At 72.5% G+C, this 25589-nt stretch carries 26 protein-coding genes; 19 read left to right on the top strand and 7 right to left on the bottom strand.

Translation table 11 applies throughout. The annotated features are described in order from the left end of the window. Positions 1-262 precede the first annotated feature (262 nt). From pdxH to ACGFI2_RS07325, 7 genes are all read left to right on the top strand, one after another. The gene (gene pdxH / locus ACGFI2_RS07295) at positions 263-892 is read left to right on the top strand and encodes a pyridoxamine 5'-phosphate oxidase (RefSeq protein WP_393513138.1); all 630 of its coding nucleotides are present in this window, start codon (positions 263-265) and stop codon (positions 890-892) included. Continuing rightward, positions 889-2181 carry an MFS transporter gene (locus ACGFI2_RS07300; protein WP_393512085.1) on the top strand — a complete coding sequence of 431 codons (1293 nt, stop codon included), beginning with the start codon at positions 889-891 and terminating at the stop codon, positions 2179-2181. Before pdxH ends, ACGFI2_RS07300 begins: the two co-directional genes overlap by 4 nt. A gap of 15 nt (positions 2182-2196) precedes the next feature. Next, positions 2197-3123: an aldose 1-epimerase family protein gene (locus ACGFI2_RS07305; RefSeq protein ID WP_393512088.1), complete on the top strand. Its 927-nt coding sequence runs from the start codon at positions 2197-2199 to the stop codon at positions 3121-3123. Positions 3124-3125: 2 nt separating this feature from the next. Continuing rightward, positions 3126-3728: a nitroreductase family protein gene (locus ACGFI2_RS07310; protein WP_393512091.1), complete on the top strand. Its 603-nt coding sequence runs from the start codon at positions 3126-3128 to the stop codon at positions 3726-3728. Positions 3729-3782: 54 nt separating this feature from the next. Continuing rightward, positions 3783-4088: a type II toxin-antitoxin system VapB family antitoxin gene (locus ACGFI2_RS07315; protein ID WP_393512094.1), complete on the top strand. Its 306-nt coding sequence runs from the start codon at positions 3783-3785 to the stop codon at positions 4086-4088. 31 nt (positions 4089-4119) lie between these two features. Continuing rightward, positions 4120-5280 (top strand): acyl-CoA dehydrogenase family protein, encoded by a 1161-nt coding sequence (locus ACGFI2_RS07320; protein ID WP_091062623.1) that lies wholly within the window; start codon positions 4120-4122, stop codon positions 5278-5280. Positions 5281-5380: 100 nt separating this feature from the next. Beyond that, positions 5381-6145 carry a DUF4230 domain-containing protein gene (locus ACGFI2_RS07325; RefSeq protein WP_393512097.1) on the top strand — a complete coding sequence of 255 codons (765 nt, stop codon included), beginning with the start codon at positions 5381-5383 and terminating at the stop codon, positions 6143-6145. 107 nt (positions 6146-6252) lie between these two features. Here the strand turns inward: ACGFI2_RS07325 and ACGFI2_RS07330 are convergent, their stop codons facing one another. Beyond that, the gene (locus ACGFI2_RS07330) at positions 6253-6456 is read right to left on the bottom strand and encodes a PspC domain-containing protein (protein WP_091062618.1); all 204 of its coding nucleotides are present in this window, start codon (positions 6454-6456) and stop codon (positions 6253-6255) included. A 666-nt stretch (positions 6457-7122) separates the two neighbouring features. Here ACGFI2_RS07330 and ACGFI2_RS07335 point away from each other — a divergent pair. The 6 genes from ACGFI2_RS07335 to ACGFI2_RS07360 all read left to right on the top strand — a co-directional run bounded on the left by ACGFI2_RS07335 (position 7123) and on the right by ACGFI2_RS07360 (position 15720). Then, positions 7123-8493: an L-serine ammonia-lyase gene (locus ACGFI2_RS07335; protein WP_393512100.1), complete on the top strand. Its 1371-nt coding sequence runs from the start codon at positions 7123-7125 to the stop codon at positions 8491-8493. 65 nt (positions 8494-8558) lie between these two features. Then, on the top strand, positions 8559-9386 hold the full coding sequence (locus ACGFI2_RS07340) for an ABC transporter permease (protein WP_393512103.1): 828 nt from the start codon (positions 8559-8561) through the stop codon (positions 9384-9386). Next, on the top strand, positions 9387-10130 hold the full coding sequence (locus ACGFI2_RS07345; protein ID WP_393512106.1) for an ABC transporter ATP-binding protein: 744 nt from the start codon (positions 9387-9389) through the stop codon (positions 10128-10130). Next, entirely contained in the window at positions 10127-12043 is a 1917-nt protein-coding gene (locus ACGFI2_RS07350) for a DUF5941 domain-containing protein (RefSeq protein ID WP_393512109.1), read from the top strand. The genes ACGFI2_RS07345 and ACGFI2_RS07350 overlap by 4 nt, the downstream gene beginning before the upstream one ends. 16 nt (positions 12044-12059) lie before the next feature. Further along, positions 12060-14243, top strand: coding sequence for a CDP-glycerol glycerophosphotransferase family protein (locus ACGFI2_RS07355; RefSeq protein WP_393512112.1), 2184 nt, complete (start codon positions 12060-12062; stop codon positions 14241-14243). 157 nt (positions 14244-14400) lie between these two features. Continuing rightward, entirely contained in the window at positions 14401-15720 is a 1320-nt protein-coding gene (locus ACGFI2_RS07360) for an ABC transporter ATP-binding protein (protein WP_393512115.1), read from the top strand. Positions 15721-15772: 52 nt separating this feature from the next. Here the strand turns inward: ACGFI2_RS07360 and ACGFI2_RS07365 are convergent, their stop codons facing one another. Next, positions 15773-16117: a hypothetical protein gene (locus tag ACGFI2_RS07365; protein ID WP_393512118.1), complete on the bottom strand. Its 345-nt coding sequence runs from the start codon at positions 16115-16117 to the stop codon at positions 15773-15775. 155 nt (positions 16118-16272) lie between these two features. Between ACGFI2_RS07365 and ACGFI2_RS07370 the strand changes: the two genes are divergently transcribed. Next, positions 16273-17073, top strand: a complete 801-nt coding sequence (locus ACGFI2_RS07370; RefSeq protein WP_393512121.1) for a Scr1 family TA system antitoxin-like transcriptional regulator — start codon at positions 16273-16275, stop codon at positions 17071-17073. Next, entirely contained in the window at positions 17064-17252 is a 189-nt protein-coding gene (locus ACGFI2_RS07375) for a DUF397 domain-containing protein (RefSeq protein ID WP_393512124.1), read from the top strand. The genes ACGFI2_RS07370 and ACGFI2_RS07375 overlap by 10 nt, the downstream gene beginning before the upstream one ends. A gap of 317 nt (positions 17253-17569) precedes the next feature. Here the strand turns inward: ACGFI2_RS07375 and ACGFI2_RS07380 are convergent, their stop codons facing one another. Next, on the bottom strand, positions 17570-18748 hold the full coding sequence (locus ACGFI2_RS07380) for a Fic family protein (protein WP_393512127.1): 1179 nt from the start codon (positions 18746-18748) through the stop codon (positions 17570-17572). 125 nt (positions 18749-18873) lie between these two features. Between ACGFI2_RS07380 and ACGFI2_RS07385 the strand changes: the two genes are divergently transcribed. From ACGFI2_RS07385 to ACGFI2_RS07395, 3 genes are read left to right on the top strand one after another with little or no spacing between them, the layout of a single operon-like run. Continuing rightward, a complete protein-coding gene (locus ACGFI2_RS07385; RefSeq protein WP_393512130.1) occupies positions 18874-19341 on the top strand; it encodes a DUF4442 domain-containing protein in 468 nt (155 codons plus the stop codon). Positions 19342-19388: 47 nt separating this feature from the next. After that, entirely contained in the window at positions 19389-20141 is a 753-nt protein-coding gene (locus ACGFI2_RS07390; protein ID WP_393512133.1) for a beta-phosphoglucomutase family hydrolase, read from the top strand. After that, positions 20138-22510, top strand: a complete 2373-nt coding sequence (locus ACGFI2_RS07395) for a glycoside hydrolase family 65 protein (RefSeq protein WP_393512136.1) — start codon at positions 20138-20140, stop codon at positions 22508-22510. Before ACGFI2_RS07390 ends, ACGFI2_RS07395 begins: the two co-directional genes overlap by 4 nt. Before the next feature lie 51 nt (positions 22511-22561). On the opposite strand, the gene ACGFI2_RS07400 is transcribed toward ACGFI2_RS07395, so the two are convergent. The 3 genes from ACGFI2_RS07400 to ACGFI2_RS07410 form a co-directional block, all read right to left on the bottom strand. Next, the gene (locus ACGFI2_RS07400) at positions 22562-22741 is read right to left on the bottom strand and encodes a hypothetical protein (RefSeq protein WP_393512139.1); all 180 of its coding nucleotides are present in this window, start codon (positions 22739-22741) and stop codon (positions 22562-22564) included. Positions 22742-22802: 61 nt separating this feature from the next. Then, on the bottom strand, positions 22803-23150 hold the full coding sequence (gene trxA / locus ACGFI2_RS07405) for a thioredoxin (RefSeq protein ID WP_393512142.1): 348 nt from the start codon (positions 23148-23150) through the stop codon (positions 22803-22805). Continuing rightward, positions 23120-23512: a MerR family transcriptional regulator gene (locus tag ACGFI2_RS07410; RefSeq protein ID WP_393512145.1), complete on the bottom strand. Its 393-nt coding sequence runs from the start codon at positions 23510-23512 to the stop codon at positions 23120-23122. Before ACGFI2_RS07410 ends, trxA begins: the two co-directional genes overlap by 31 nt. Before the next feature lie 172 nt (positions 23513-23684). On the opposite strand from ACGFI2_RS07410, the gene ACGFI2_RS07415 reads away from it, so the two are divergent. Then, positions 23685-24338: a dienelactone hydrolase family protein gene (locus ACGFI2_RS07415; protein ID WP_393512147.1), complete on the top strand. Its 654-nt coding sequence runs from the start codon at positions 23685-23687 to the stop codon at positions 24336-24338. An 11-nt stretch (positions 24339-24349) separates the two neighbouring features. Here ACGFI2_RS07415 and ACGFI2_RS07420 read toward each other — a convergent pair whose 3' ends face one another. Then, entirely contained in the window at positions 24350-25576 is a 1227-nt protein-coding gene (locus tag ACGFI2_RS07420) for an AI-2E family transporter (RefSeq protein ID WP_393512150.1), read from the bottom strand. Positions 25577-25589: the final 13 nt, after the last annotated feature.

Here is a 25589-nt window from a genome sequence, read left to right on the forward strand (position 1 = left end):
GCTTCCGGCTCGGTGCGCCCGGTGGGGCCGATCCGGCCCCGCAGCTCAGGCGACCATCAGGGATGTGGTTCGTGACATCTTGCCCGGTGGGTAACCAGATGCGCGACCCGCAGCCACTGTGCGCCACGCGACATCCCCGCCGGTGGACGCCGGTGCGGGTAGGAGAAGACTGGGCGGCGGGGTCTGGCCAGCGTCGGGGGACGCGGGCGAGCCCGGGAGAGGAACGGCGAGAGTGACAGGCGACACACCCGCCCCGGCCGGCATGCGTAACGAGTACGCCGCCGACCTGGGCCTGACCGAGACGGACCTGGCCGCGGACTGGCACACCCAGTTCACCCGCTGGTTCGCCGACGCGGTGGCCCACCCGCTGCCCGAGCCGAACGCGATGGTGGTCGGCACCGCCGACGCCCGGGGGCGACCCACCGGCCGCACCGTGCTGCTCAAGGGGTACGACGCGGAGGGCTTCGTCTTCTACACCAACCACCTGTCGCGCAAGGGCGCCGAGCTGACCGCCAACCCGTGGGCCAGCCTGGTCTTCCCGTGGTTCCCGATGCAGCGGCAGGTGACCGTCACCGGCCGGGTCGAGCAGGTCACCCGGGCGGAGACCGAGGCATACTTCGCGGTCCGGCCGCGCGGCTCGCAGCTCGGGGCGTGGGCCAGCACCCAGTCCGCGGTGGTGCCGGACCGGGCCGCGCTGGACGCGGAGTACCGGGCGGCGGCCGAGCGGTTCGCCGGCGTCGAGCCGATCCCCGCGCCGCCGCACTGGGGCGGGTTCCGGGTCCGCCCGGAGACGGTGGAGTTCTGGCAGGGCCGGTCCGGCCGGCTGCACGACCGGCTGCGGTTCCGGCTGGCGGAGGACGGGGTCTGGGTCGTCGAGCGGCTCGCCCCGTGACGCAGGTCAAGCAGGCCCGGGCGGGTGGACCGCGCCGCTGGGCGATCGACCTGCGTCCGCTGGGCGTGCCCGCGTACCGGCGGGTGTGGCTCGGCAACGCGGTGGCGATGTTCGGCTTCCAGTTCACCGCCGTGGCGGTGCCGGTGGAGATGTTCGACCTCACCGGCGGCTCGTTCTGGGTCGGGTTGCTCGGCCTCGCCGGGTTCGTGCCGCTGCTGGTATTCGGGCTCTGGGGCGGCGCGGTCGCCGACGCCCGGGACCGGCGGCGGGTGCTGCTCGCGGCCGGCACGCTGCTCTGGGCCGCGACGCTCGGGCTGCTGGTGCAGTCGCTGGCCGGGGCGCGCAGCCCGGTGCTGCTCCTGCTGCTGGTGGGCGTGCAGGCGGTGGCGTTCGCGATCACCTCGCCGGCCCGCAGCGCGATCCTGCCCCGGCTGGTGCCGGCCGAGCTGGTGCCGGCGGCCACCACGCTGAACTACACCACGTTCACCGCCGCGGCCGTCTTCGGCCCGCTGGCCGCCGGGCTGATCTTCGCCGGTTGGCCCGTCGACACGGCGTTGCCCGTCGCGTACGGGCTGGACGCGCTGCTGTTCACCGTCTCGCTCTGGGCGACGCTGCGGCTGCCGGCGATGCCGCCCGAGCCGGACCCGGGCGGCGGCGTACGCAAGGCGGGGCTGGGCAGCATCGTCGACGGCTTCCGCTACCTGGCCACCACGCCGGTGCTGCTGCTCTCCTTCGCGATCGACCTGATCGCGATGATCCTGGCCATGCCGCGGGCGCTCTTCCCGGAGCTGGCGCAGGAGCGCTTCGGCGGCGGCGCGGCGGTCGGCTGGCTCTACAGCTCGATCGCCATCGGCGCGATGCTGGGCGGTCTCACCTCCGGCTGGATCGGCCGGGTCCGCCGGCAGGGGCTGGCGCTCGCCGTGGCGGTGGTCGGCTGGGGCGTGGCGATCGCGCTCGCCGGGCTGGCCGGCCGGCTCTGGCTGGCGGTGCTGCTGCTCGGCGTGGCCGGCGCCGCCGACCTGGTCAGCGCGACGCTGCGGCAGTCGATGCTGCTGGTCTACGCGCCGGACCGGATGCGCGGCCGGCTCCAGGGCGTGAACACGGTGGTGGTGGCCGGCGGTCCGCGCCTGGGCGACCTGCGGGCCGGCGCGACGGCCGCCGGCTTCGGCACCGGCGTCGCCATGGTGGGCGGTGGTATCGCCGCCGCCGTGCTGGCGACGTTGCTGGTGGTGGCGTTCCCCGCGCTGGTCCGATATCGCGCCTCCACCCCCGCCGAGGACCGCCGCTGACGGTAGGGTCGCCGAATGGGGAAAGACGTGCGGGCAGCCTCCGGGGCACAGTGGACCATCTCCGCCGACGGCCACGAGGCCGTCGTGGTGGAGGTCGGCGGCGGGCTGCGGGCCTACCGGCACGACGGCGTGGACTACCTCGACGGGTACGCCGAGGACGAACTGACTCCCGGCTGCGCCGGGCAGGTGCTGGCACCGTGGCCGAACCGGATCCGCGACGGCGCGTACACGTTCGGCGACCGTTCGCTCCAGCTCGACCTGACCGAGCCGGAGCGGCACAACGCCCTGCACGGCCTGGTCAACTGGGTCCGGTGGGAGCTGGTCGAGCAGTCGCCTGCGAGCGTGACGATCGGCTACGACCTGCCGCCCACCCCCGGCTACCCGTGGTCGTTGCGGTTGCGCAGCCGGTGGAGCGTCGGCCCGGACGGCCTGCGCGCCGAGCACGAGGTGACGAACCTGGCCGCCGAGCCGGCGCCGTTCGGCTTCTCCGTGCACCCCTACTTCCAGCTGCCCAAGGTCGCCGTGGACGACCTGCTGCTGCGCGTGCCGGGGCGGAACCGGGTGCTGGTGGACGGCCGGCTGCTGCCGGTGGCGGCGACCGACGTGACCGGGACGGAGTACGACTTCACCGCGCCCCGCCCGATCGGCGACCTGGTGCTCGACCTGGCCTTCGGCGACGTGGTGCGGGACGCCGACGGCGGTTCGGCGGTGACGCTCGGCGCGCCGGACGGCGCGTCCGGGCTGCGGATCTGGGCCGATCGCGAGTTCGGCTGGTGGCAGGTGTTCACCGGGGACACGCTCGGCGGGGAGCGGCACCGTCGGTCGGTCGCGGTGGAGCCGATGACCTGCCCGCCGGACGCGTTCCGGTCCGGCAAGGACCTGATCACGCTCGACCCGGAGCAGACCTGGCGGGGTGCCTGGGGCGTCCGGCCGGAGGTCTGAGCGTGGAGTTCGCCGACGTCGTCCGGCGTCGCCGGATGGTCCGCAACTACGACCCCGACCGGCCGGTGCCGCCGGAGACGGTGGACCGGCTGCTGGAGCACGCGGTGCGGGCCCCCTCGGCCGGGTTCGCGCAGGGTTGGGGCTTCCTGGTGCTGGAGGAGCCGGCCGACCGGGAGCGGTTCTGGGCCGCGACCACGCCGGGCGGCGGCGGCCGGGAACGCTGGCTGGCCGGGATGCGCCGGGCCCCGCTGGTCGTGGTGCCGCACGCCAACCGCGACGCCTACCTGGACCGCTACGCCGAGCCGGACAAGGGCTGGGCGGACCGCGCCGAGGAGCGCTGGCCGGTGCCCTACTGGTACGTGGACACCGGCTTCGCCGCGCTGCTGATGCTGCTCACCGCAGTGGACGAAGGGCTGGGCGCCTGCTTCTTCGGCATCCCGCCGCAGCGCATCGGGGACTACCGGGACGCGTTCGGGGTACCGCCGGAACTGCACCCGATCGGTGCCATCACCATCGGTTACCGGGCCGTCGACCACAAGTCACCGTCGCTGCGCCGGGGGCGGCGTCCGGTGGATGATGTGGTGCGGCGGGGGCGGTGGAGCTGAGCCGCTAGGCTGGCAGCCACATCGTCAGCCGGGCCTGGGGGAGGAGAGCGTGCTGTGATCTTCAGGGCGGTCCGGGACGGGCGTCCCTACCCGGAGCACAACTTCACGCTGAAGCAGTGGGCCGAGATCCCACCGCGTCCACTGCGGCTGGCCGAGCTCATCACCACCAAGCGGGAACTGGCGCTGGACAAGCTGCTCGCGGAGGACTCCACCTTCTACGGCGACCTCTTTCCGCACGTGGTGCAGTGGCACGGCGGCCTCTACCTGGAGGACGGCCTGCACCGGGCGCTGCGCGCCGCGTTGCAGCAGCGCAACCAGATCCATGCCCGGGTGCTGGTCCTCGGCGAACAGGGCGAGTGACGCCCTCCTGAGTCTTGGTTAAGGTGACGCCATGACTCCTCTCGACCTGCTCGACCTCGACGCGTCGCTGAGCGAGGAGGAGCGCCAGATCCGCGCCGTCGTGCGCCAGCTCGTGACCGACCGGGTCCGTCCGCACGTCGCCGGCTGGTACGAGGACGGCGAGGTGCCGGCCCGCGAACTGGCCCGCGAGTTCGGCAAGCTGGGCCTGCTCGGCATGCACCTGACCGGCTACGGCTGCGCCGGGGCGTCCGCCGTCGCGTACGGGCTGGCCTGCCTGGAGCTGGAGGCCGGCGACTCCGGCGTCCGATCGCTGGTCTCGGTGCAGGGCTCGCTGGCCATGTACGCCATCTGGCGCTTCGGCAGCGAGGAGCAGAAGCAGCGCTGGCTGCCGGCGATGGCGACCGGCGACGCGATCGGCTGCTTCGGGCTGACCGAGCCGGACCACGGCTCCGACCCGGCGTCGATGGCCACCCGGGCCCGTCGAGACGGCGACGACTGGATCCTCACCGGCGGCAAGATGTGGATCACCAACGCGCCGATCGCCGACGTCGCGGTGATCTGGGCCCGCACCGACTCCGGCGTACGCGGCTTCGCCGTACCCATGGACACGCCGGGCGTGACGGCGCGCGAGATCCGGCGCAAGATGTCGCTGCGCGCGTCGCTCACCGGCGAGATCGCGCTCGACGACGTGCGTCTGCCGGCGGACGCCCAGCTGCCCGAGGCGGTCGGGCTGAAGGCGCCGCTGAGCTGCCTGACCGAGGCCCGGCACGGCATCGTCTGGGGCGCGCTCGGCGCGGCCCGGGACTGCCTGGAGACCGCCCTGGAGTACGCGACCACCCGCACCCAGTTCGGCCGGCCGCTGGCCGGCTTCCAGCTCACCCAGGCGAAGCTCGCCGACATGGCGGTCGAGTGGAACAAGGGGCTGCTGCTGGCGCTGCACCTGGGCCGGCTCGCCGACGCCGGCACGCTGCGCCCCGAGCAGGTGAGCGTGGGCAAGCTGAACAACGTCCGGGAGGCGCTCGCGATCGCCCGGCAGTGCCGCACCATCCTCGGCGCGAACGGTGTCTCCGGCGACTATCCGGTGATGCGGCACGCCAACAACCTGGAGAGCGTGCTCACCTACGAGGGCACCTCGGAAATCCACCAGCTCGTCATCGGGCAGCGGCTGACCGGGCTCTCCGCGTTCGCCTGACCTGCGCCTTCACCCGATCGTGGCACTCGGCGAGCGAGTGTCGCACGGTGCCCGTACCGTCATTGTCAGTCGATGTGTCGGACGAGGACGGTGAGGGGCGATGGCCCGCGACGGTGACACCCAGCAGCCCACCAGGGAGTTCCCCGAATACCCGACCAGCGAGTCCCTGCACGATCGGGCGGATTACCCGCCCGCCCCGGAGCCCGGCGCCCCCGCGCCGGCCGGCGGGCCCGCCCGCGGCCTGCTCTGGGTGCTCGGCGCGGCCGCGCTGGCGGTGGTGGTGCTGCTCGGCGTGCAGGCGAGCGGCCTGCTGCCCGACTTCCGCAACCCGTTCGCCAAGGAGCAGACCGACCGCAGTCAGCCGCCGCTGCTCATGTCGATCCGCGACCTGAGCCGCTACGTCGCGGCGGAAGGCAACTTCCAGGTGGTGGTCGACGTGCAGAACGACCGGCGCAACGTGCCCGACTTCCTGCTCAACGAGCGCACGCTCTTCGTCGGGGCGGGCCGGGTCGAGGCGTACGTCGACTTCGCGAAGATCGGCGACGGGGCGGTGGTGGTCTCCGAGGACGGCAAGTCCGTCGAGATCAAACTGCCCGCGCCGCAGCTCGGCGAGACCGACCTGGACATGGACAAGAGCTACGTCTTCGCCGAGAAGCGAGGTCTGATCAACCGGCTCAACGACCTGGTGGCCGGTGACCCCAACCGGCAGCAGCAGATCTACAAGCTGGCCGAGGACCGGATCACCGCGGCGGCCCGGGACAGCGGCGTCGCCGCCCGGGCGGAGGAGAACACCCGCAAGATGCTGGAGGGGCTGCTGCGCTCCCTCGGCTACCAGAAGGTGACCATCACCTACACGGCACCCTGACCCTGCACGACGCGCCCCGCCCCGGAGGTCCCGGAGCGGGGCGCGTCGCCGTGTCGGCCGCCGTCCGCTCCCGGCCGCCCCCGGGCCGGGGGAGGGACCGCGTCCGGTCAGCGGGTGGCGAGGTAGCGGTCCTCGTTCGGCATCAGCACCCACAGGATCAGGTAGACGATCACCTGGGTGCCGGGCAGCAGCAGCGACAGCAGGAACAGCAGCCGGACCATGCCGGCCGACATGCCGAACCGCTGCGCCAGGCCGGCGCAGACACCGGCGAGCATGCGCCCCTCACGGGGCCGGACCAGTTTGCGACTCATCGTCGTCTCCCACTTCTGCGGCGATCCGCCGCGCTGATTCCACGGTAGAGAGGGGTGCGCGCCGCGCCCTCGGCCCCGAGGAGGATCGGCGACCCGGGCACCCTTAGTTGCTTACCCCGGAGCACCCCCGCCGACGCGTACACCGACGTCTCCCGCACCGTCCCCGGCCGTCCGACGCTGTTCACCCACCGACTCCGGTCACCACCAGCGCAGAACTCCGCGTCGTCTCGTCGTCGCGCCCCACCGTCGGAAGGTGGGGCGGTGGCGACTGGGCTTTGGGTGCATCTGTGGTTGCCAGGGTGACAACAAACGCACCCAAAGCTGAGCGGATCTTTTTCAGCCTGCAGCATCTTCCACCACTGGCCGCCTTTCACATGTTGGGAGCGGTGCAGATCTTGGTACGGGAACCGCCCACCGGAGGGCGGTTCCCGTACCAAGATCTCGGGGTCGAGGGGTCGAGGGGTCGAGGGGGTCGAGGGGATGGGGAGCGGGGAGCCGGGGTGCGGGGGCTTGTGGCGGGGCGGGGGCGGGTATTGAGCTGGGCGGGTAGGCTCGCCGGTCGGCGCCTCCACCCTTGGCGCCGGCCGTTCCGACCCTGGACAGGGGGGCGCGGCACGCACCGGTTCGGAACCGCACAACGGGGACGACGGCGAGGAAAGTGCAGCCATGATCAGTGTTTTCGACCTCTTCAGTGTCGGTATCGGGCCGTCCAGCTCGCACACCGTCGGGCCGATGCGGGCCGCCCGTACGTTCGTGGGTGGTCTGAAGGCCGACGGGCGGCTCGCCGACGTGGTCCGGGTGCAGGCGGAGCTGTTCGGCTCGCTGGGCGCCACCGGGCACGGCCACGGCAGTGACCGGGCGGTGCTGCTGGGGCTGGAGGGCGAGGCCCCGGAGACGGTCGACACCGACGGTGTCGGGCCGCGGGTGGCGCGGATCCGGGACGAGCGGCGGCTCCGCCTGCTCGGCAGCCAGGAGATCGACTTCGACCCGGACCGGGACCTGGTGCTGCACCGCCGCCGCTCGTTGCCGTACCACCCGAACGGGATGACGTTCGCGGCCTACGACGCGGCCGGGAACGAGGTGCGGTCCCGCACCTACTACTCGGTCGGTGGCGGGTTCGTGGTGGACGAGGCGGCCGCCGGGGCGGACCGGATCAAGGCGGACAGCACCCGGGTGCGGCACCCGTTCCTCACCGGCGCGGAGCTACTCAAGGTGACCACGGAGACCGGCCTGTCGATCAGCGAGGTGATGCTCGCCAACGAGCTGTCCTGGCGCAGCGAGGCGGACGTACGCGCCGGGCTGCTGCACATCTGGCGGGTGATGCGGGAGTGCGTGGAGAACGGCTGTGCCCGCGACGGCGTACTCCCGGGTGGGTTGAAGGTCCGCCGCCGCGCGGCCGAGCTGCGGCGCGCCCTGGAGGCGGAGAACGGCGCGGACGACCCGCTGCGCGCGATGGACTGGGTGACGCTGTTCGCGCTCGCGGTCAACGAGGAGAACGCGGCCGGCGGCCGGGTGGTCACCGCGCCTACCAACGGCGCCGCCGGGATCATCCCGGCCGTGCTGCACTACTACACGCGCTTCGTGCCGGGCGCCTCCGACGAGGGGGTGGTCCGGTTCCTGCTGGCGGCGGGCGCGATCGGGGTGCTGTTCAAGGAGAACGCCTCGATCTCCGGGGCCGAGGTCGGCTGCCAGGGCGAGGTCGGCTCGGCGTGCTCGATGGCGGCGGCGGGGCTGGCGGAGGCGCTGGGCGGCACGCCGGAGCAGGTGGAGAACGCCGCCGAGATCGGCATGGAGCACAACCTGGGGCTCACCTGCGACCCGGTCGGCGGGCTGGTGCAGATCCCGTGCATCGAGCGGAACGCGGTGGCCAGCATCAAGGCGATCACCGCGGCCCGGTTGGCGTTGCGCGGCGACGGGGTGCACCACGTGTCGCTGGACAAGGTCATCAAGACCATGCGGGAGACCGGCGCGGACATGAAGGTCAAGTACAAGGAGACGGCGCGGGGCGGGCTCGCGGTCAACGTGATCGAGTGCTGACTCCGTTGGGGTGATCCGGCGCGTCCGAAGCCCGGGGCAGCCTGAGATCAAGCGACGATGGTGCGGTGACGTCCGGCGTCGCGGCGCTCTGGTCCGCCCGCACCTCGCTGCGCATCCTGGTCCGGCGGGATCTCGCGGTGAAGTACCAGCAGTCGGTGCTGGGCTACCTCTGGTCGCTCATCGAACCCCTCGGCATGGGCCTGATCTACTGGTTCGTCTTCGGGGTGCTCTATTCCGGGGCGACCCGGCGGCACCTGGGCGAGGCGGCCGGCTCGTACCCGCTGTTCCTGATCACCGGGATCTTCGCCTGGATGTGGGCCAGTTCGGCGTTGACCGAGGCGGCCGGCGCGCTCACCGGGCAGGCCCGGCTGATCACCACGATGAACCTGCCCCGGCCCATCTTCCCGATCGGCCGGGTCGCCGGCCGCTTCGCCGAGTATCTGGCCGGCCTGCCGATCCTGGTCGCCATCGCGGCGCTCTACGCGGCCCAGGGGAAGATCCACCCGGGCTGGAGCCTGCTCGCTCTGCCGCTGGCCGTGGCCGTGCAGTTCGTGCTGCTGGTGGGCCTCGCCCTGCTGTTGTCGGCGGGCAACGTGCTGATGCGCGACATCGAGCGGATCATGCGGTTGGCGATCCGGCTGCTGTTCTACGCCACCCCGATCATCTATCCGTTCGACCTGGTGCGGGACTCCGGCATGCCGGGCTGGCTCAAGGTCGCGTACGAGCTGAACCCGCTGGTGGGGATCTTCCAGTTGCACCACGCGGTCTGGTATCCGGACGAGTTCCCGGACGCCCGGCTGCTCACCGTGACGGTGGCGGGCAGCGTGCTGGTGCTGGCGCTCGGCTGGTGGGCGTTCCGCCGCCTCGAACCGGCCGTGCTGAAGGAGCTCTGAGTGGCGCCGATCATCGAGGCGGACGGGCTGGGCATCCGGTTCGTCCGTAACCGGCGTCGCCAACTCCGGCTGCGGGAGCTGATCGTGCACCGGGGGGCCCGCGACCCGGACGCCGGCCGGTTCTGGCCGCTGCGGGACCTGTCGTTCCGGATCGAGCCGGGCGAGACGGTAGGCGTGGTGGGGCGCAACGGCACCGGGAAGAGCACGCTGCTGCGGTTGATCGCCGGCGTGCTCATCCCGGACGAGGGCGCGATCCGGGTGCACGGCCGGGTGGCGCCGCTGCTGGAGCTGTCCGCCGGGTTCACCGGCGACCTCACCGGACGGGAGAACCTGTACCTGGTGGGCGGGCTGCACGGGCTCTCCTCGGCCTACCTGCGCCAGCACTTCGACGAGATCGTCTCGTTCGCCGGTGAGCAGGTGGAACGCGCCATCGACACGTCGGTGCGGCACTACTCGTCGGGGATGAAGGTGCGGTTGGGTTTCGCGGTGATCGCGCACCTGCCGCACCCGGTGTTGTTGGTGGACGAGGTGACCGCGGTCGGGGACGCGGAGTTCCGCGCGAAGTGTTATGCGACCATCGAGCGACTTCTCGCGGAAGGGCGCACGCTGGTGCTGGTGTCACACAACGACAAGGACCTCACCCGGTTCTGCCGTCGGGGGCTCTACCTCGACGCCGGACGGTTGACCGTCGACGGGACGATCGACGAGGCGCTGCGGGCCTACGCCGACGCGACGCAGCGGTGACGCTCGCGATCGTGCTCGCCGCCGGGCCGGCGGCGGGCGGAGCCGTCGAGGGCGGGGAACCGCCGGCCGACCGGCTGGCCGCGCAGTGGCGGCGGGCCGGGGCGGGCGAGGTGCGGGTCGCCGCCGACCTGGCCGAGCTGGCCGACATGGTGGCCGGCGCGACCGGCCCGGTGCTGGTCAGCGGCGCCGACCTGGTGGCGCACACGGCCGTACTCAAGCATCTCGCGACCAGCCCGGTCGGGCCGACGGTGGCGCTGGTCCGCACCGATCCGCCGGCCGCCGGGCAGGCGACGGTGCGGGAGGAGCGCGGCCAGGTGGTCGCGGTCGGCGACGACGCGGACGCGACAGGCGTGTTCGGTGGCGCGCTGCGGGTCGGCGCGGCCGACCTGCCCGCGCTCGCCGACGCCGCCCGCGCCGCGTCGGGTGGGCCGCTCGCCGCGGTGGACCGGCTGGTGGCCGGACTCGCCGCCCGGGGCGTCCTGATCTTCGCCCATCGGGTACGCCTGCTCGTGGCGCACCGGGTCGGCGACGCGGCGCAGCGGGCCGCCGCCGAGGCGGCGGTGGCGGCGGTCGACGAGGACCGGGCCGAGTTGACGCTGTCGGTGAAGGAGCGGGACGACTTCTTCACCACGTTCTTCGTCAGCACCTGGTCCCCGCACGTCACCAAGGCCGCCGCCCGGGTCGGGCTGGGCCCGAGCGGGGTCACCCTGCTCTCGGTGCTGTTCGCGGTGGCGGCGGCGGTGCTGTTCGGTGTCGGCGGCCGGCCCGCGCTGGTGGCCGGCGCGGTGCTGCTCTACCTGGGCTTCGTGCTCGACTGCGTGGACGGGCAGTTGGCCCGCTACACCCGGCACTTCAGCGCCTGGGGCGGCTGGCTGGACACGATGGCGGACCGGTTCAAGGAGTACGTGGTCTACGCCGGGCTCGGCTTCGGGGCCACGCACGCCGGGTTCCGCTACGGCTGGGCGTTGGCGCTTGCCGCGATGACGTTGCAGACCGTGCGGCACATGACCGACACCTGGTACGGCGCGCTGCACGACGAGGCGGCGCGCCGACCGAAGGTGGTGGCCGGCGACGCCGGCGGGCTGGGCGGGAAGCTGAACGCCGCGTCGACCCGGGTGCAGGCGGACACCGGCTCGGTGTCGTACTGGCTGAAGCGGACCGTGGTGTTCCCGATCGGCGAGCGGTGGGCGCTTATCGCGTTGGCCGCCGCGCTGTTCGGGCCGCTGGTGGCGCTCTGCGCGGTGCTGGTCTGGGGCACGTTGGCGTTCGCGTACACCGGGGCGTTGCGGACGCTGCGGGCGCGCTGGATGCGGGTGCCGGTGCTGACCACGGTCGACACCGGCCTGCACCGCGACGACGGCCCGCTGACCCGGACGCTGCCGACCGCGCGCCGGCCGCTGGTGGTGGCGGTGGTGGCCGCGCTCGGCGCGGCGGCGCTGCTGGTCTGGGCGTTGTGGGCGGTGCACGGTGGGCGCGACCTGCCGAGCTGGGGGGTCGTTCTCGCGCTGGTGCTGCTGCTGGGCGCGAATTCGCGGGCGCCGCACGCCGGGGCGCTGGACTGGCTGGTGCCGGCCGCGTTGCGGGCCGCCGAGTATCTGTTCGCCATCGCGGTCGGGGTGGCCGGGCGGGCGCCGGCCTGGCTGATCTTCGGGTACGTGCTGGTGCTCACGCTGCACCACTACGACCTGACCGCCCGGCTGGAGAAGCGGCAGTCGGCCCCGCCGCTGCACGCCGCCACGCTGGGCTGGACGGGGCGGTCGTTGTTGCTGGCAGCCGCCGCAACTGCCGGAACTGTGAGCTTCGCTCTGGCTACAATGACTGCGTACCTCTTTGTGGTTTTTGTCGCGAGCGTGGTCCTCGCCTGGGTGGTCCTGCCGGCCCGCGCCCGTGGGGGTGACCCCTCGCCGGGCTGACGGAGGGCGGGCCGGGATGACGCTTGTCAGCTTCGTCGTGCCGGCCTACAAGGTGCAGGGCTACCTGCGGGAATGCCTCGACTCGATCCTCGACCAGCCGTTCGGCGACATCGAGGTGATCGGGGTGGACGACGCCTCGCCGGACGACAGCGGCGAGATCCTGGCCGAGTACGCGGCGCGCGACCCCCGGGTCTGCCCGGTCCGGCTCACCGGGAACGTCGGGCTCGGTCCGGCCCGCAACATCGGGCTGGACCGGTCCGTCGGCGAGTACGTGTGGTTCGTCGACGGGGACGACTGGCTGGTGGCCGGCTGCCTGCCGCACGTCGCCGACCGGCTCCGGGACACCCGCCCGGACGTGCTGATCGTGGACCACGTCCGGGCGCACTGGAACAACGTCGGCACCCGCAGCGCCATGCGGGACGTCTTCCCCGACCCGCCCGGCCCGGAGACGTTCGCGCTGCGGGACCGGCCGGAGACGCTGAAGCTGCTGCACACCGCCTGGAACCGGTTGGTCCGGCGGGAGTTCCTGGTCGAGCGCGGGCTCCGCTTCGAACCGGGCTGGTACGAGGACGTCTCGTTCAGCTATCCGGCGCTGATGGCGGCCGACCGGATCGGCGTCCTGAACCGGGTCTGCCTGAACTACCGGCAGCGCCGTACCGGGGCGATCACCCGGACTCGGGGCGACCGGCACTTCGAGGTCTTCGCCCAGTGGCACCGGGTGTTCCGGCTGATGGACCGGTGGGGCACGGACGGGCTGCGACCGGCGGTCTTCGAGCGGATGATCTGGCACTACCTGACCGTGCTCGGCAACGGCGAGCGGATCGCGCCGGAACTGCGGGCGCCGTTCTTCGCCCAGATGCACGCCGACTACGTCCACTTCCTGCCGCCCGGTGGCTACCCGGTGCCGCCCGGCCCGGAAGGGTTGAAGCACCGGCTGGTGGCGGCCGGCCGGTGGCGGACGTTCAGCGCGTTGCGCGAGGTCCACCAGGCGCGGGACGCGGCGCGGGAGACGGCCGGCCGGGCCCGGCGGCGGGTGGGTCCGGTGGTGCGGCGTACCGCCCGGCGGGCCCGGGACATCGCGCTGCGCGAGTACTACCGGGCCGAGCTGCGTCGTCCGATCGACCCGACGCTGGCGGTGTACGCGGCCTACTGGTACCGGGGGTACTCGTGCAACCCGGCGGCGGTCTACGAGGCCGCCCGCCGGCTCGCCCCGCAGGTGCGCGGCGTCTGGATCGTCCGGCGCGACCGGGTGGCCACGCTGCCGCCGGGCGTCGAGTACGTCGTCGCCGGCACCCGCGAGTACCACCGGGTGCTGGCCCGGGCCCACTGGCTGGTCAACAACGTCAACTTCCCGGACTTCGTGCGCAAGCGCCCCGGCTCGGTGCACGTGCAGACCCACCACGGCACGCCGGTGAAGGTGATGGGGCTGGATCAGCAGCGCTTCCCGGTGGGCGCGACGGGCATGAACTTCGCCGCCCTGCTGCGCCGGGTGGACCGCTGGGACTACAGCATCACCTCGAACAGCTTCTCCACCCAGATGTGGGAGCGGGCGTACCCGGCCGACTACACCGCGCTGGAGGTCGGTTACCCGCGCAACGACCGGCTGGCCCGGGCCACCGCCGACGAGTGCCGCCAGGTCCGCGCCGCGCTGGGTGTCGGGCCCGACGAGTACGTGGTGCTCTACGCGCCGACCCACCGTGAGCACCTGCCGGGCTGGCGGCCCCCGTTCGACCCGGACCGGATGCGCGACGTGTTGGGCCCGGCCGGACGGCTGCTGATGCGCAGCCACTACTTCCACGACCGGGATCGACGGCCGCGCGGGCCGGCGGCGGGCGGGGTGCTGGACGTCAGCGCGTACGGCCCGGTGGAGGATCTGTACCTGGCCGCGGACGTGCTGGTCACCGACTACTCGTCGGCGATGTTCGACTACGCCGTGCTGGACCGGCCGATCGTCGTCTACGCGCCGGACTGGGAGGCGTACCGGGTGGCCCGGGGCGTCTACTTCGACCTGTTGGCCGAGCCGCCGGGCGCGGTCGCGGTGGACTTCCCCGGGCTGCTCGACCTGTTCCGCTCGGGCGCGGTGCGCGGCGGGGCGGCGGACCGGGCCCGGGCGGCGTTCCGGGCCCGTTTCTGCGCGCTTGACGACGGGCACGCCGCCGAGCGGGTGGTCCGCCGGATATTCCTCGGCGAAACCCCCTGAAAATGGTTACTGGCTGGTCACTTAGCCGTCGAGCCCGGCGAATACCGCTTAATAGGACTGTCACGAGCCGAACATGGCACGTTTACCCGATGTGCGAATCCGATGATCCTGGTCACAGTCATTGCCGGGTTCGGGCGAGGGACTGGGGGAGGTGACGGTGACCACCGTCGCGCTCAAGGATGTCACCAAGGTGTTCCAGGACGGAACGATCGCGGTCGACACCATAAATCTAGACGTCAACGACGGCGAGTTCATGGTGCTGCTGGGCCCGTCGGGCTGCGGTAAGTCAACCGTGCTGCGGATGGTGGCCGGGCTGGAGGATCCGACCTCGGGCGCGGTCATGCTCGGCGGCGAGCTGGCCAACGACCTGCCGCCGAGGGACCGGAAGATCGCCATGGTCTTCCAGGACTTCGCGCTCTATCCGCACATGACAGTGGGCGACAACATCGGCTTTCCGCTGCGGCTCTCCGGCATCGAGCCCGGGCCCCGTGGCGAACGGATCCAGGACGTGGCGGGCGCGCTCGGGATCGGTGACGTGCTCGGGCGCAAGCCGAGCCAGCTCTCCGGCGGCCAGCGGCAGCGGGTGGCCATGGGCCGGGCGATAGTTCGCCGTCCCGGCCTGTTCCTGATGGACGAGCCACTCTCCAACCTGGACAGCGGGCTTCGCGCCGAGCTGCGGGCGGAGATCTCCGGGCTCACCCGTGAACTGGGCGTCACCACCATCTACGTCACCCACGACCAGGCCGAGGCGCTCACCATGGCCGACCGGGTGGCCATCATGCGCAAGGGCGTGCTCCAGGACGTGGGCACCCCCACCCAGGTGTACGGGCGGCCGGCGACGCTCTACGTCGCCGCTTTCCTGGGCAGCCCCCGGATGAACCTGCTGGAGGCGTCGGTCTACGTCCACCTCGACCGCTACGTCACGTTGAACCTCGGTGAGCAGGCGCTGTACCTGCCCTGGGACGACATCCGCAGCCGCGCCGTGGCGCACTACCACGGTGAGCGGATCGTGGTCGGGCTGCGCGCCGAGGCGCTCACCCCGGTCGCCCCGGACACCGCCGGCGACGTGCTGCACGGCCGGATCCGCTACCTGGAGCACCACGGCCACGAGTCGCTGGCCTTCCTCGACGTCGGCGCCACCGCGATCGTGGTCGACGAGATGGGCACCCCGGTCGAGCGGGCCGCCCCCGGCCAGCGCAGCCTGCGCCGGTTCGGTCAGGTGATGCAGCGGCTCACCGGCCGGGCCGCGGAGACGTCGGCGGAGCCCAGCTCGAACGGCGGTGGTGGCGGCGGCGGCAACCGCACCAGCGTGCTGCCCGACCCGGGCCGGCACCACCGCCGCCCGGCCGAGCTGGCGGTACGGCTGGCGCCCTACCCGCAGGTGTCGTCCGGGCACCCGCTCGCGGTGCAGGTGCGGATGGACGCGCTGCACTTCTTCGACGAGCGCGGCGACCGCATCGACGTCGGCTGGCGCTGAGCTGTAAGGAGGGGCCCCCTGTCAACGCATTCCGCATGGGAGGGGGCCCCGCTCAACACCCGCCGCCAGGCTCGACGATCGGGCGGCGGTGCGGGCCCCAGGCGACGAAGCGGGTGAACATGTCGGTGGGGGACGGCGCGCCCGCCGGGTTCAGCCGGTAGAGGTCGCGCGTGGCCTCGTAGAGCAGCCCGCACAGGTAGATGGACAGGCTGATCGGGTTGTCCTCGTACTCGCTCCGGAGCAGCAGGCGGGCCATCGGGCAGGGCCACGGTTGGCCGCACGCCCGGCAGCACCACATCGGCCGCAGCGGTGTGTGCGGCGCGGCGTGCCGGGGGTACGGCCGAGGGCGTTCCGCCGCCGGTCCGTCCGGCGGTTGGCCGAGCTGATGGCTCATCACGGGCGCTCCTTTCGTTGGCGGGTAACGGACGAATTCGGCTTCGCTACGTGACAGTCTCGTCACCGCGTGGCTAGGGTCGGAAGGCGTTCCACCCCCACCTTCCGGGCCGTCCGAACGGCCGTCTTCCGTGTGCAGCCGTGTGCAGAGGTGTGCAGATGATCCGTGTGCCGTTGTGGGAACTCTTCGCCGGCGAGCTGCGCCGGCTCCGCACCGAGGCCGAACTGACCCAGGAGGCGCTTGCCGAGCGGGTGAGCTATTCGGCCTCGCTGGTGGCGGCCGTCGAGCAGTGCCGCCGCGCGCCGCGCGCCGAGTTCACCGAGCGCTGCGACGAGGTGTTGAACGGTGGCGGCCTGCTGGTCCGCATCCGGGACGCGCTGGTGCAGGAGGCGTTGATGCCGTGGTTCCGGGAGTGGGTGGGCATCGAGCAGGAGGCGACCGCGCTGCGCAGCTTCGAGCCGTTGGTGGTCCCCGGTCTGTTGCAGACCGAGGAGTACGTCCGCGCGCTGCACGAGGGCGCGAGCCCGCTCGTCGGCGAGGCGCTGGAGCAGCAGGTGGCCGCCCGGGTAGCCCGGCAGGCCGTGCTGGACCGGCCCGCTCCGCCGCAGTTCGTGGCGGTGCTCGACCACTCCGTGCTGGCCCGCCCGGTCGGCGGGCCGAAGGTGATGCGGGAGCAGTTGGCGCACCTGATCGAGATGGGGCGGCGCCCTCGGGTGCACCTGCACCTGGTGCCGGAGACGGTCGGCGCCTACCCGGGGCTCAACGGCGCGTTCGTGCTCGCCACCCCGGCCGACGGCGACGACGTCGGCTACCTGGATAACCAGTTGCACGGCTCCATCGTGGAGCGGACGGTGGACGTAAACTCGCTGCGGCAGACCTGGGAGTCCGTCCGCGCGGAGGCGATGCCGCACGGGGCGACCCTGGCGGCGATCTCGGAGGCGGCGAAACGATGGAGCTGACCGGCGCGACCTGGCGCACGAGCACCCGCAGCAGCGGCAACTCCGGCAACTGCGTCGAGGTGGCGGACAACCTGCCCGGCGTGGTCGGGGTCCGCGACAGCAAGGACCGGCAGGGGCCGGCGCTGACGTTCACGCCGGCGAGCTGGGCGGCGTTCGTCGCCCACACCAAGCGCGCCTGACCGCCCGGCCGCACCTCGGTGCCGGCCCGGCGCGCCCGATGCCCAGCGGACCGCCACCCGACGCCCCCGGCGTGCATGATCGACTCCAGCTCGGCGAGGTGGTGGTATCGCTGGCTCGGAATACCGCCACCTCGCCGAGGTGGCGTGGCCACCACGGACGGCCGAGCGCCGCGAAGTCGAAGCCCTTGGTGGCGAGATGGCACCGGCCAGAAGTCGCTCCGCGTCGTGCTCGGTACTCCGGCCCATCTCGCGACCTAATGGCGCCGGAGATGAATCGTCGGGGGCGGAATCCGAGCGTGGTGAGCGAGTCGCCTACGCTACGGCTGGTCACCGGGCTCGGCCACCGTGGCCGCCTCGGCCGCGAGAGCGACCGGCATCTCCGGGTAGGGATCCCTGATCGGTGCACGTCCGGTGCGTGCCCTCTCCCGGACCTCCGCCAGCATGGGACCGGCGATGTAGTGCCTTCCTCGTCGCTCACCGCGTGCTTCCAGCAAGCCCTGCTCAGCAAGGTTGGTGAGGTCGCGGGTTGCCGTCCTCTCCTCGACGTCAGCGAGCTTGACGTATCCGGAACGGCGGACGCGGTATCCAAGGACCGCCTCGTAGAGCAGGCCGGTCACACGCTCGGGGAGCTTCGTCTCGGCGACGATGGAATCAAGCTCCGACCAGATCGCGGAGGCCTCCCGGAACCGGCGGGCGACGGTCTGCGCCTGTATGTGATGGGCGCGCAGGTTGAAGGAAACCCAGAGGTGCGCCGACCCTTCGGGATTCCAGTGCCCCCGGCCGGTGGCTGCCAACACTCGGTAATAGTCCTCGGTGTTGCTGCCCAGCCACTCTTCGATGCTGGAGAAGGCAGGCTCGACGATGGCCCGTCGCGAGAGCACGAGGGTCTGAAGCGCGCGGGCCATCCGCCCGTTGCCGTCTCGAAACGGATGGATCATCACGAGGTTCAGGTGGGCCATGGCCGCCTTGACAAGGGGAGAGGCGGTGGCGTCCGACCGTAGGTCCTCGGCCAACTCCTCCATGAGGTGCGGTACGTCGTCGGCGTCCGCGCCCTCGTACACCCGGCGGTCGGTCCGCTCGTCGTGCACGTAGATCGGCCCCCGGCGGTATTGGCCAGGGCTTTTCGCCAGGTCGTGCGAGAGCATCATGTAGTGCATGCTTCGGATCGTCGACGTCTCAAAGCTGAAGTACGGATCACCGGCGGTTTGCAGCACGTAACCCAAGGCCTGTCGATACCCTCGGATTTCGGCGAAGGTGCGATCGTCGGCGCTGAGCGGCTCCTCGTCGTCCAGTGCGGCGGCGGCGTCGTCTTCGGCGACAACGTAGCCCTCAATGCTGTTGGAGCCGAGGATCGCCCGCGCCAGCATGGTGCGCCGCAGCCCGCCGGTCCACCGGCGAGGTGTGCGCAGGACATCGGCAAGCGTGCGGCGCATGTCGTGCACTTCGGCCAGGACGGTTCGGTCGTGGACGTCAAGTTCGGGGGTGGCGTAGATCATCTCATGTCCTAATGTCTCTTAGTAGAAGACAAGTCTAGTGATTTCCCGCCACGGTGTCGCTTAGAAAGAGACATTAGGCGCCCATGCCTCTTGCCGGCATAGTTACCGGCGAGTAGCGTTCGGGCATGTCCATCGACTCTCGGCAGGTGGCGGCCGGTCTCCTCGAAGCGGTGCCGTTCGCCCGTACCCTCGGCATCGACGTCGTGGAGGTCGCACCGGAGGCCGACGGCGGGGTTCGGGCCGTCGTCCGGCTCCCCGACGACCCGGCGCACCACAACCACGTGGGCGGGCCGCACGCCGGCGCCATGTTCACGCTGGGGGAGACCGCCTCCGGCGCGGTGGTCCTGGCCGCCTTCGGGCAGGTGCTCGACCGGGCCGTACCGCTGGCCGTGACCGCGACCATCGGCTACCGCAAGGTGGCGATGGGCCCGGTGCTGGCCACCGCGCGGCTCGGACGCCCGCCGGCCGACGTGCTGGCCGAGCTGGACGCCGGGCAGCGGCCCGAGTTCCCGGTCGAGGTGGAGATCGGCACCGAGGACGGCGTTATCACCTCGACACTCACCGTCACCTGGACGCTGCGCCCGAACCGCTGACACGCGAATCGGGTTTGCCCGTTGACCCGCCTGGATAGATTCAGGCAATGCTGGGCCTACCCACGCACGTGACCGCGTGTCTCTTCGACCTGGACGGCGTGCTGACGCAGACCGCCAAGGTGCACAACGCCGCCTGGGCCGCGACGTTCGACGCGTTCCTGCGCCGCCGGTCGGCCGAGACCGGCGAGCCGTTCCGCCCGTTCGACCCCGGACCGGACTACAACCGGTACGTGGACGGAAAGCCACGCGCCGACGGGGTGCGGTCGTTCCTGGCCTCGCGCGGCATCACGCTGCCCGAAGGCTCCCGCGACGACCCGCCGGAAGCGGACACCGTCAACGGCGTCGGCAACCGCAAGAACGTCGTCCTGCTTCAACGGATCGAGCACGACGGGGTCGAGGCCTACGACGGCTCGGTGCGCTACCTGGAGGCCGCCACCCGGGCCGGCCTGCGCCGGGCGGTCGTCTCGGCCAGCGCCAACTGCGAAGCCGTGGTGCACGCCGCCGGGCTGGACCGCTGGCTGGAAGCACGGGTCGACGGCGTGGTCGCCCGCCGACGCGGACTACAGGGCAAACCCCACCCGGACACGTTCCTGGAAGGCGCGCGGATGCTCGGCGTCGAACCGGCGCAGGCCGCCGTCTTCGAGGACGCGCTCGCCGGGGTGGCCGCCGGGCGGGCCGGCGGCTTCGGGTACGTGATCGGCGTCGACCGGGTCGGTCAGGCCGACGAGCTGCGCGCGCACGGCGCCGACGTGGTGGTCTCCGACCTCGACGACCTGCTGACCACGGAGCCGACCGCATGATCCGGGAAGGGTCCTACCCGGTCGAGCCCTGGCACATCCGCGAGGTGCGGCTCGACATGGACGTGCTGGCCCAGTCCGAGTCGGTCTTCGCGCTCTCCAACGGCCACATCGGGCTGCGCGGCAACCTCGACGAGGGCGAGCCGCACGGCCTGCCCGGCACCTACCTGAACTCGTTCTACGAACTGCGCCCGCTGCCGTACGCGGAGGCCGGCTTCGGCTTCCCCGAGTCCGGGCAGACCATCGTCAACGTCACCAACGGCAAGCTCATCCGGCTGCTCGTCGACGACGAACCGCTCGACGTCCGCTACGGCGAGCTGCTCGACCACGAGCGGGTCCTCGACCTGCGCGCCGGCACGCTCCAGCGGGAACTGCACTGGCGTTCCCCGGCCGGCCGGGAGGTCAAGGTCCGCAGCACCCGGCTGGTGTCGTTCACCCATCGCTCGGTCGCAATGATCAACTATGAGGTGGAGGCGGTCGACGGGCCGCTGCGGCTGATCCTCCAGTCCGAGCTGGTGGCGAACGAGTCGCTGCCGCCGCAGAGCCGCGACCCCCGGGTGGCCGCCGTACTCGAATCGCCGTTGCAGACGGAGGAGGAGCTGACCACCGCCGACGGCGGCCTGCTCATCCACCGCACCAAGGTCAGCGGCCTGCGGGTCGCCGCCGCGATGGGCCACGACGTGCACGGCCCGGAACGCACCACCATCGAATCCGAGGGATACCAGGACTGGGTCCGCACCACCATCGGCTGCGTGCTCAAGCCCGGCGAGAAGCTGCGGGTGGTCAAGTACCTGACGTACGGCTGGTCCAGCCGGCGGTCCCTGCCGGCGCTGCGCGACCAGGTCGGCGCCGCGCTGTCCTCCGCCCGCCTCGACGGCTGGGACGGGCTGCGCCGCGCCCAGCGCGAATACCTCGACGAGTTCTGGGACGCCGCCGACGTGCGCGTCGAGGGCGACCCGGAGGTGCAGCAGGCGGTCCGGTTCGGCCTCTACCACGTGCTCCAGGCCGGCGCCCGCGCGGAACGGCGGCCGATCTCGGCCAAGGGCCTCACCGGCCCGGGGTACGACGGGCACGCGTTCTGGGACACCGAGATGTTCGTGCTGCCGGTGCTCACCTACACCCAGCCCGGCGCGGTGAAGGACACGCTGCAGTGGCGCTACGACACCATGGCCCAGGCGCAGGAACGGGCCCGCACGTTGAACCTCGAAGGCGCGGCGTTCCCGTGGCGCACCATCGAAGGACCCGAGTCGTCGGCGTACTGGCCGGCCGGGACCGCCGCGTTCCACATCGCCGCCGACGTCGCCGACGCGCTGCGCCGCTACGTGCTGGTCACCGGCGACGAGGCGCTGGAGCGGGAGATCGGGCTGGAACTGCTGGTCGAGACCGCCCGGCTGTGGCACTCCCTCGGCCACCACGACCGCGCCGGCCGGTTCCACATCGACGGGGTGACCGGCCCGGACGAGTACACGGCGGTGAAGAACGACAACGTCTACACCAACCTGATGGCGCAACGGAACCTGCTCACCGCCGCCGACTGCGCCATGCGCTACCGCGACCAGGCGCTCGACCTCGGCGTCACCGAGGAGGAGGCGGCCGCCTGGCGGGACGCCGCGCAGGACATGCACGTCCCGTACGACTCGGAGATCGACGTGCACGAGCAGGTGGAGGGCTTCACCCGGTTGCAGGAGTGGGACTTCGAGCACACGCCGCCGGAGAAGTACCCGCTGCTGCTGCACTATCCGTACTTCGACCTGTACCGCAAGCAGGTGGTGAAGCAGGCCGACCTGGTGCTGGCCATGCACTGGCGGGGTGACGCGTTCAGCGCCGCCGAGAAGCTGCGCAACTTCACCTACTACGAGCGGCGCACCGTACGCGACTCGTCGCTGAGCGCCTGCACCCAGGCGGTGCTGGCGGCCGAGGTGGGCTTCCCCGAACTGGCCCACCGCTATCTGCGCGAGGCCGCGCTGATGGACCTGCACGACCTCAACGAGAACACTCGCGACGGCGTGCACATGGCGTCCCTGGCCGGCGCCTGGATCGCGTTGGTCGCCGGCTTCGGCGGGCTGCGCGACCACGACGGGAAGCTGTCCTTCGCGCCCCGGCTCTCCAGCCGGCTCAGCCGCCTGGAGTTCTCGTTGCAGTGGCGGTCGATGCGGCTGCGCGTCGACGTCCGGGCGCACCAGACGACGTACTCGCTGCGCAACGGCGGTCCGGACACGGTGCTGGACCTGCTGCATCACGGCGAGCCGCTGCGGATCTCCTCCGCCCAGCCGGTCACCGTGCCGGTGCCGCAGGCGCACGCGCCCGGGTCGCAACCGGAGCAGCCGCTGGGCCGGGCGCCGCTGATGCACCTGCCGGAGCACATCGGCTGAGCGGCCCGCGCGGCCCCGCCCCGGAGGGCGGGACCGCGCTGTCCGCGTACCTCAGAACTGGCGGCCGTTGGACGGACGCCCGCCGGCGTCGCGCGGCGCCACCGCCCGCGGGTCCTCCGGGGTACGCGCCGACGCGGCGCGGTCGGCCCACTCCGGCGAGCCTTCCAGCTCCTGTTCGCGACGTTTCTGGTCGGTGAGTTCCTGGTCCCGGGACCTGTCCTGTTTCGCCATGACGATCCTCGCGATCGGTCGGGGTCCGTGGTCACCCCGCGCGTTCCCGCCCGGCGCCGGCTCAACCGTCCAGGTGGCCGGCGAAGCTCTGCCGCAGGTGGTTCTTGGGCCGGGACCCGACGATCGAGCCGACCACCTCGCCGCCGCGGAACACCAGCAGCGTCGGGGCGGACATCACCTGGTAGGCCCGGGTGGTTGCCGGGTTCTCGTCGGTGTTCAGCGCGACGAAGCGCATCGCGTCGCCGAACTCCTCGGCCAGCTCGGTCAGGTGCTTCGACACCACCCGGCAGGGTGGGCACCACTCGGCCCAGAAGTCGACCACGACCGGCCGGTCGGCGGCCAGCACGTCGGCGGTGAACGTGGCGTCGGTGACCGGGCTCAGCCGGCCGGTCCGCGTGTCCTGAGGCATGTTTCCTCCCGATGGGCGATCGCGTGGGCGAGTTGGTCGTGCAGCCGGCGACGGACCGCGCCGAGCCGGTCGAGGTAGTCGTCCACCTCGGCGAGCTTGCGGCGCAGCACCGCCACCGAGTCCGGGCAGACGTCGCCGGACTCGTGCCCGGCGCGGAGGCAGGCGACGAATGGCCGGATGTCGTCCAGCCCGAAGCCGATCGCCAGCAGGGAGCGGATCTCACGCACGACGCGCAGCTCCGCCTCGTCGTAGACCCGGTAGCCGTTGGCGGACCGGCCCGGCCGGACCAGCCCGTGGGTCTCGTAGTAGCGCAGCGTGCGGGTGCTCGTACCGGCCCGTTCCGCCAACTCCCCGATCCGCATTCCGCGCCCCCTTCTGTCCGCCAGCCCGACGCTAGACCTTGCCGCCGACGTCAACGCAACCCCGCACGCGCCGCCCCGCCCCCCGCGAGCCTGACGGGTGAGGGAACGCTCCCTTGGCGGTCATCTTCATGATCGCGAGGGCTGCGGGTATGTGGGGTCGGGGGTGAGGGAGATGCGTGAGGTCTCGGTGCCGGTGGTGGAGGCTGGGCTGGTCGGGGACGTGGTCGTGCCCGCGCGGGCGGCCGGGGTGGTGTTGTTCGCCCACGGGAGCGGCAGCTCGCGGCACAGCCCGCGCAACGTGGCGGTGGGGCGGACCCTCAACGCGCGAGGGCTGGGCACGATGCTCGTCGACCTGCTGACGGTCGACGAGGAGGCCCGCGACGAGGTCACCGCCGAGCTGCGCTTCGACATCGGGATGCTCGCCGAGCGGCTGGCCGGCATCGTCGACTGGATGGGCGCCGACCCGGAGCTGGGACGGTTGCCGGTCGGGCTCTTCGGCGCCAGCACCGGCGCGGCCGCCGCCCTGGTCGCCGCCGCGGCCCGACCGGAGCGGGTGGGCGCGGTGGTCTCCCGGGGCGGGCGTCCGGACCTGGCCGGCAGCTCACTGACGGCGGTACGCGCACCGACGCTGCTGCTCGTCGGCGGGCTGGACGAGCAGGTGATCACGCTGAACGAGCAGGCCCGGGACGAGCTGGGCGAGGTGGCGGAGCTGCGGATCGTGCCGGGCGCCACCCACCTCTTCGAGGAGCCGGGCACGCTGGAGCAGGTGGCCGACCAGGCGGGCGGCTGGTTCGTCACCCACCTGCGCCAGCCGCACCCGGCCTGAACGCGGGCGGCTCAGCCTGCGGCTTCGGCGGCTGCGGCGGGCGCGGCGGTCCGGTGCCGCTGCACGGTGTCGAGCACCCGCCAGAGCACCGCGGCGATCGGCACCGAGACGAACGCGCCGGCCACCCCGGCCACCAGCGTGCCGGCGGTGACCACCACCAGGATGACCGCCGGGTGCAGCTGGACCTGACGGCGCATCACGAGCGGCTCCAGCAGGTTGCCCTCGATCTGCTGCACGGCGATCACCGCGGCCAGCGTGAGCAGGGCGGTGGTGGGACCGTTGGCGGCCAGCGCGACGAGCACCGCCACCGCGCCGGCGACGGTGGCGCCGATGATCGGCACGAACCCGCCGAGGAACGTGATCAGGGCGAGCGGCAGGGCCAGCGGTACGCGCAGCACGACAAGCGCCAACCCGATGCCGAGGGCGTCGATCGCCGCGATGATCATCGTGCCCCGGCTGTACGCGCCGAGCGTCCGCCAGCCCGCCCGGCCCGCCGCGGCGGTCACCTCGCGCCGCGGCCCGGTCAGCCGCCGCAGCACCCAGTGCCACATCGACCGGCCGTCCTTGAGTAGGAAGAAGAGCAGGACCAGGCCGAGCAGGAGCGCGCCGGCCACCTCGGCGGCCTTGCGCGCGCCGGCCACCGGATCGGGGGCGCTGCCGCTGACACCCTGGCGGATCTGCTCGACCAGCCGGTCGAGCTGCTGGTCGGTGACCGGCAGGGTGGAGGTGACGAACTCGCGGCTGCGTTGCAGGCCCTCGTCGAGCTGCTGGCTCAGCTCGGCGAACTGGCTCGCGGTGAGGTTCCAGACCAGGACCCCGGCGCCGACCAGGACGCCGAGCAGCAGCAGGACGGTGAGCAGCGCGGCGAGCGCGGCCGGCACCCGGAGCCGGCGCAACCGCACCAGCACCGGGTCGAGCAGCGCGGCGAGGAAGAGCGTGCCGGCCAGCGCCACAGCCAGCGGGGCCAGCAACACCGCGACCTGCCCGAGCAGCCACAGCCCGGCCGCCACCACCAGCAGGCACGCGCTCCAGGTCACCGCCGTCCGCACCGGCCAGGGCAGGCCCACCCAGGTCTGCCGCGGCCCGGGCCGCGTCTCGTCGGGCCGCACGGCATCCGGCCGCGCCTTGTCCGGCCGCACGGCGTCCCGCCGCACGGCGTCCCGCCGCACGGCGTCCCGCCGCGCCTCGTCGGGCCGGGCCGGGTCAGGTCGGGCCGGGTCGGGCCTACCAGCGTCCACGTCGCCTCCTCGA

This window comes from Micromonospora sp. NPDC049282, assembly GCF_043197045.1.
GTDB lineage: Bacteria > Actinomycetota > Actinomycetes > Mycobacteriales > Micromonosporaceae > Micromonospora.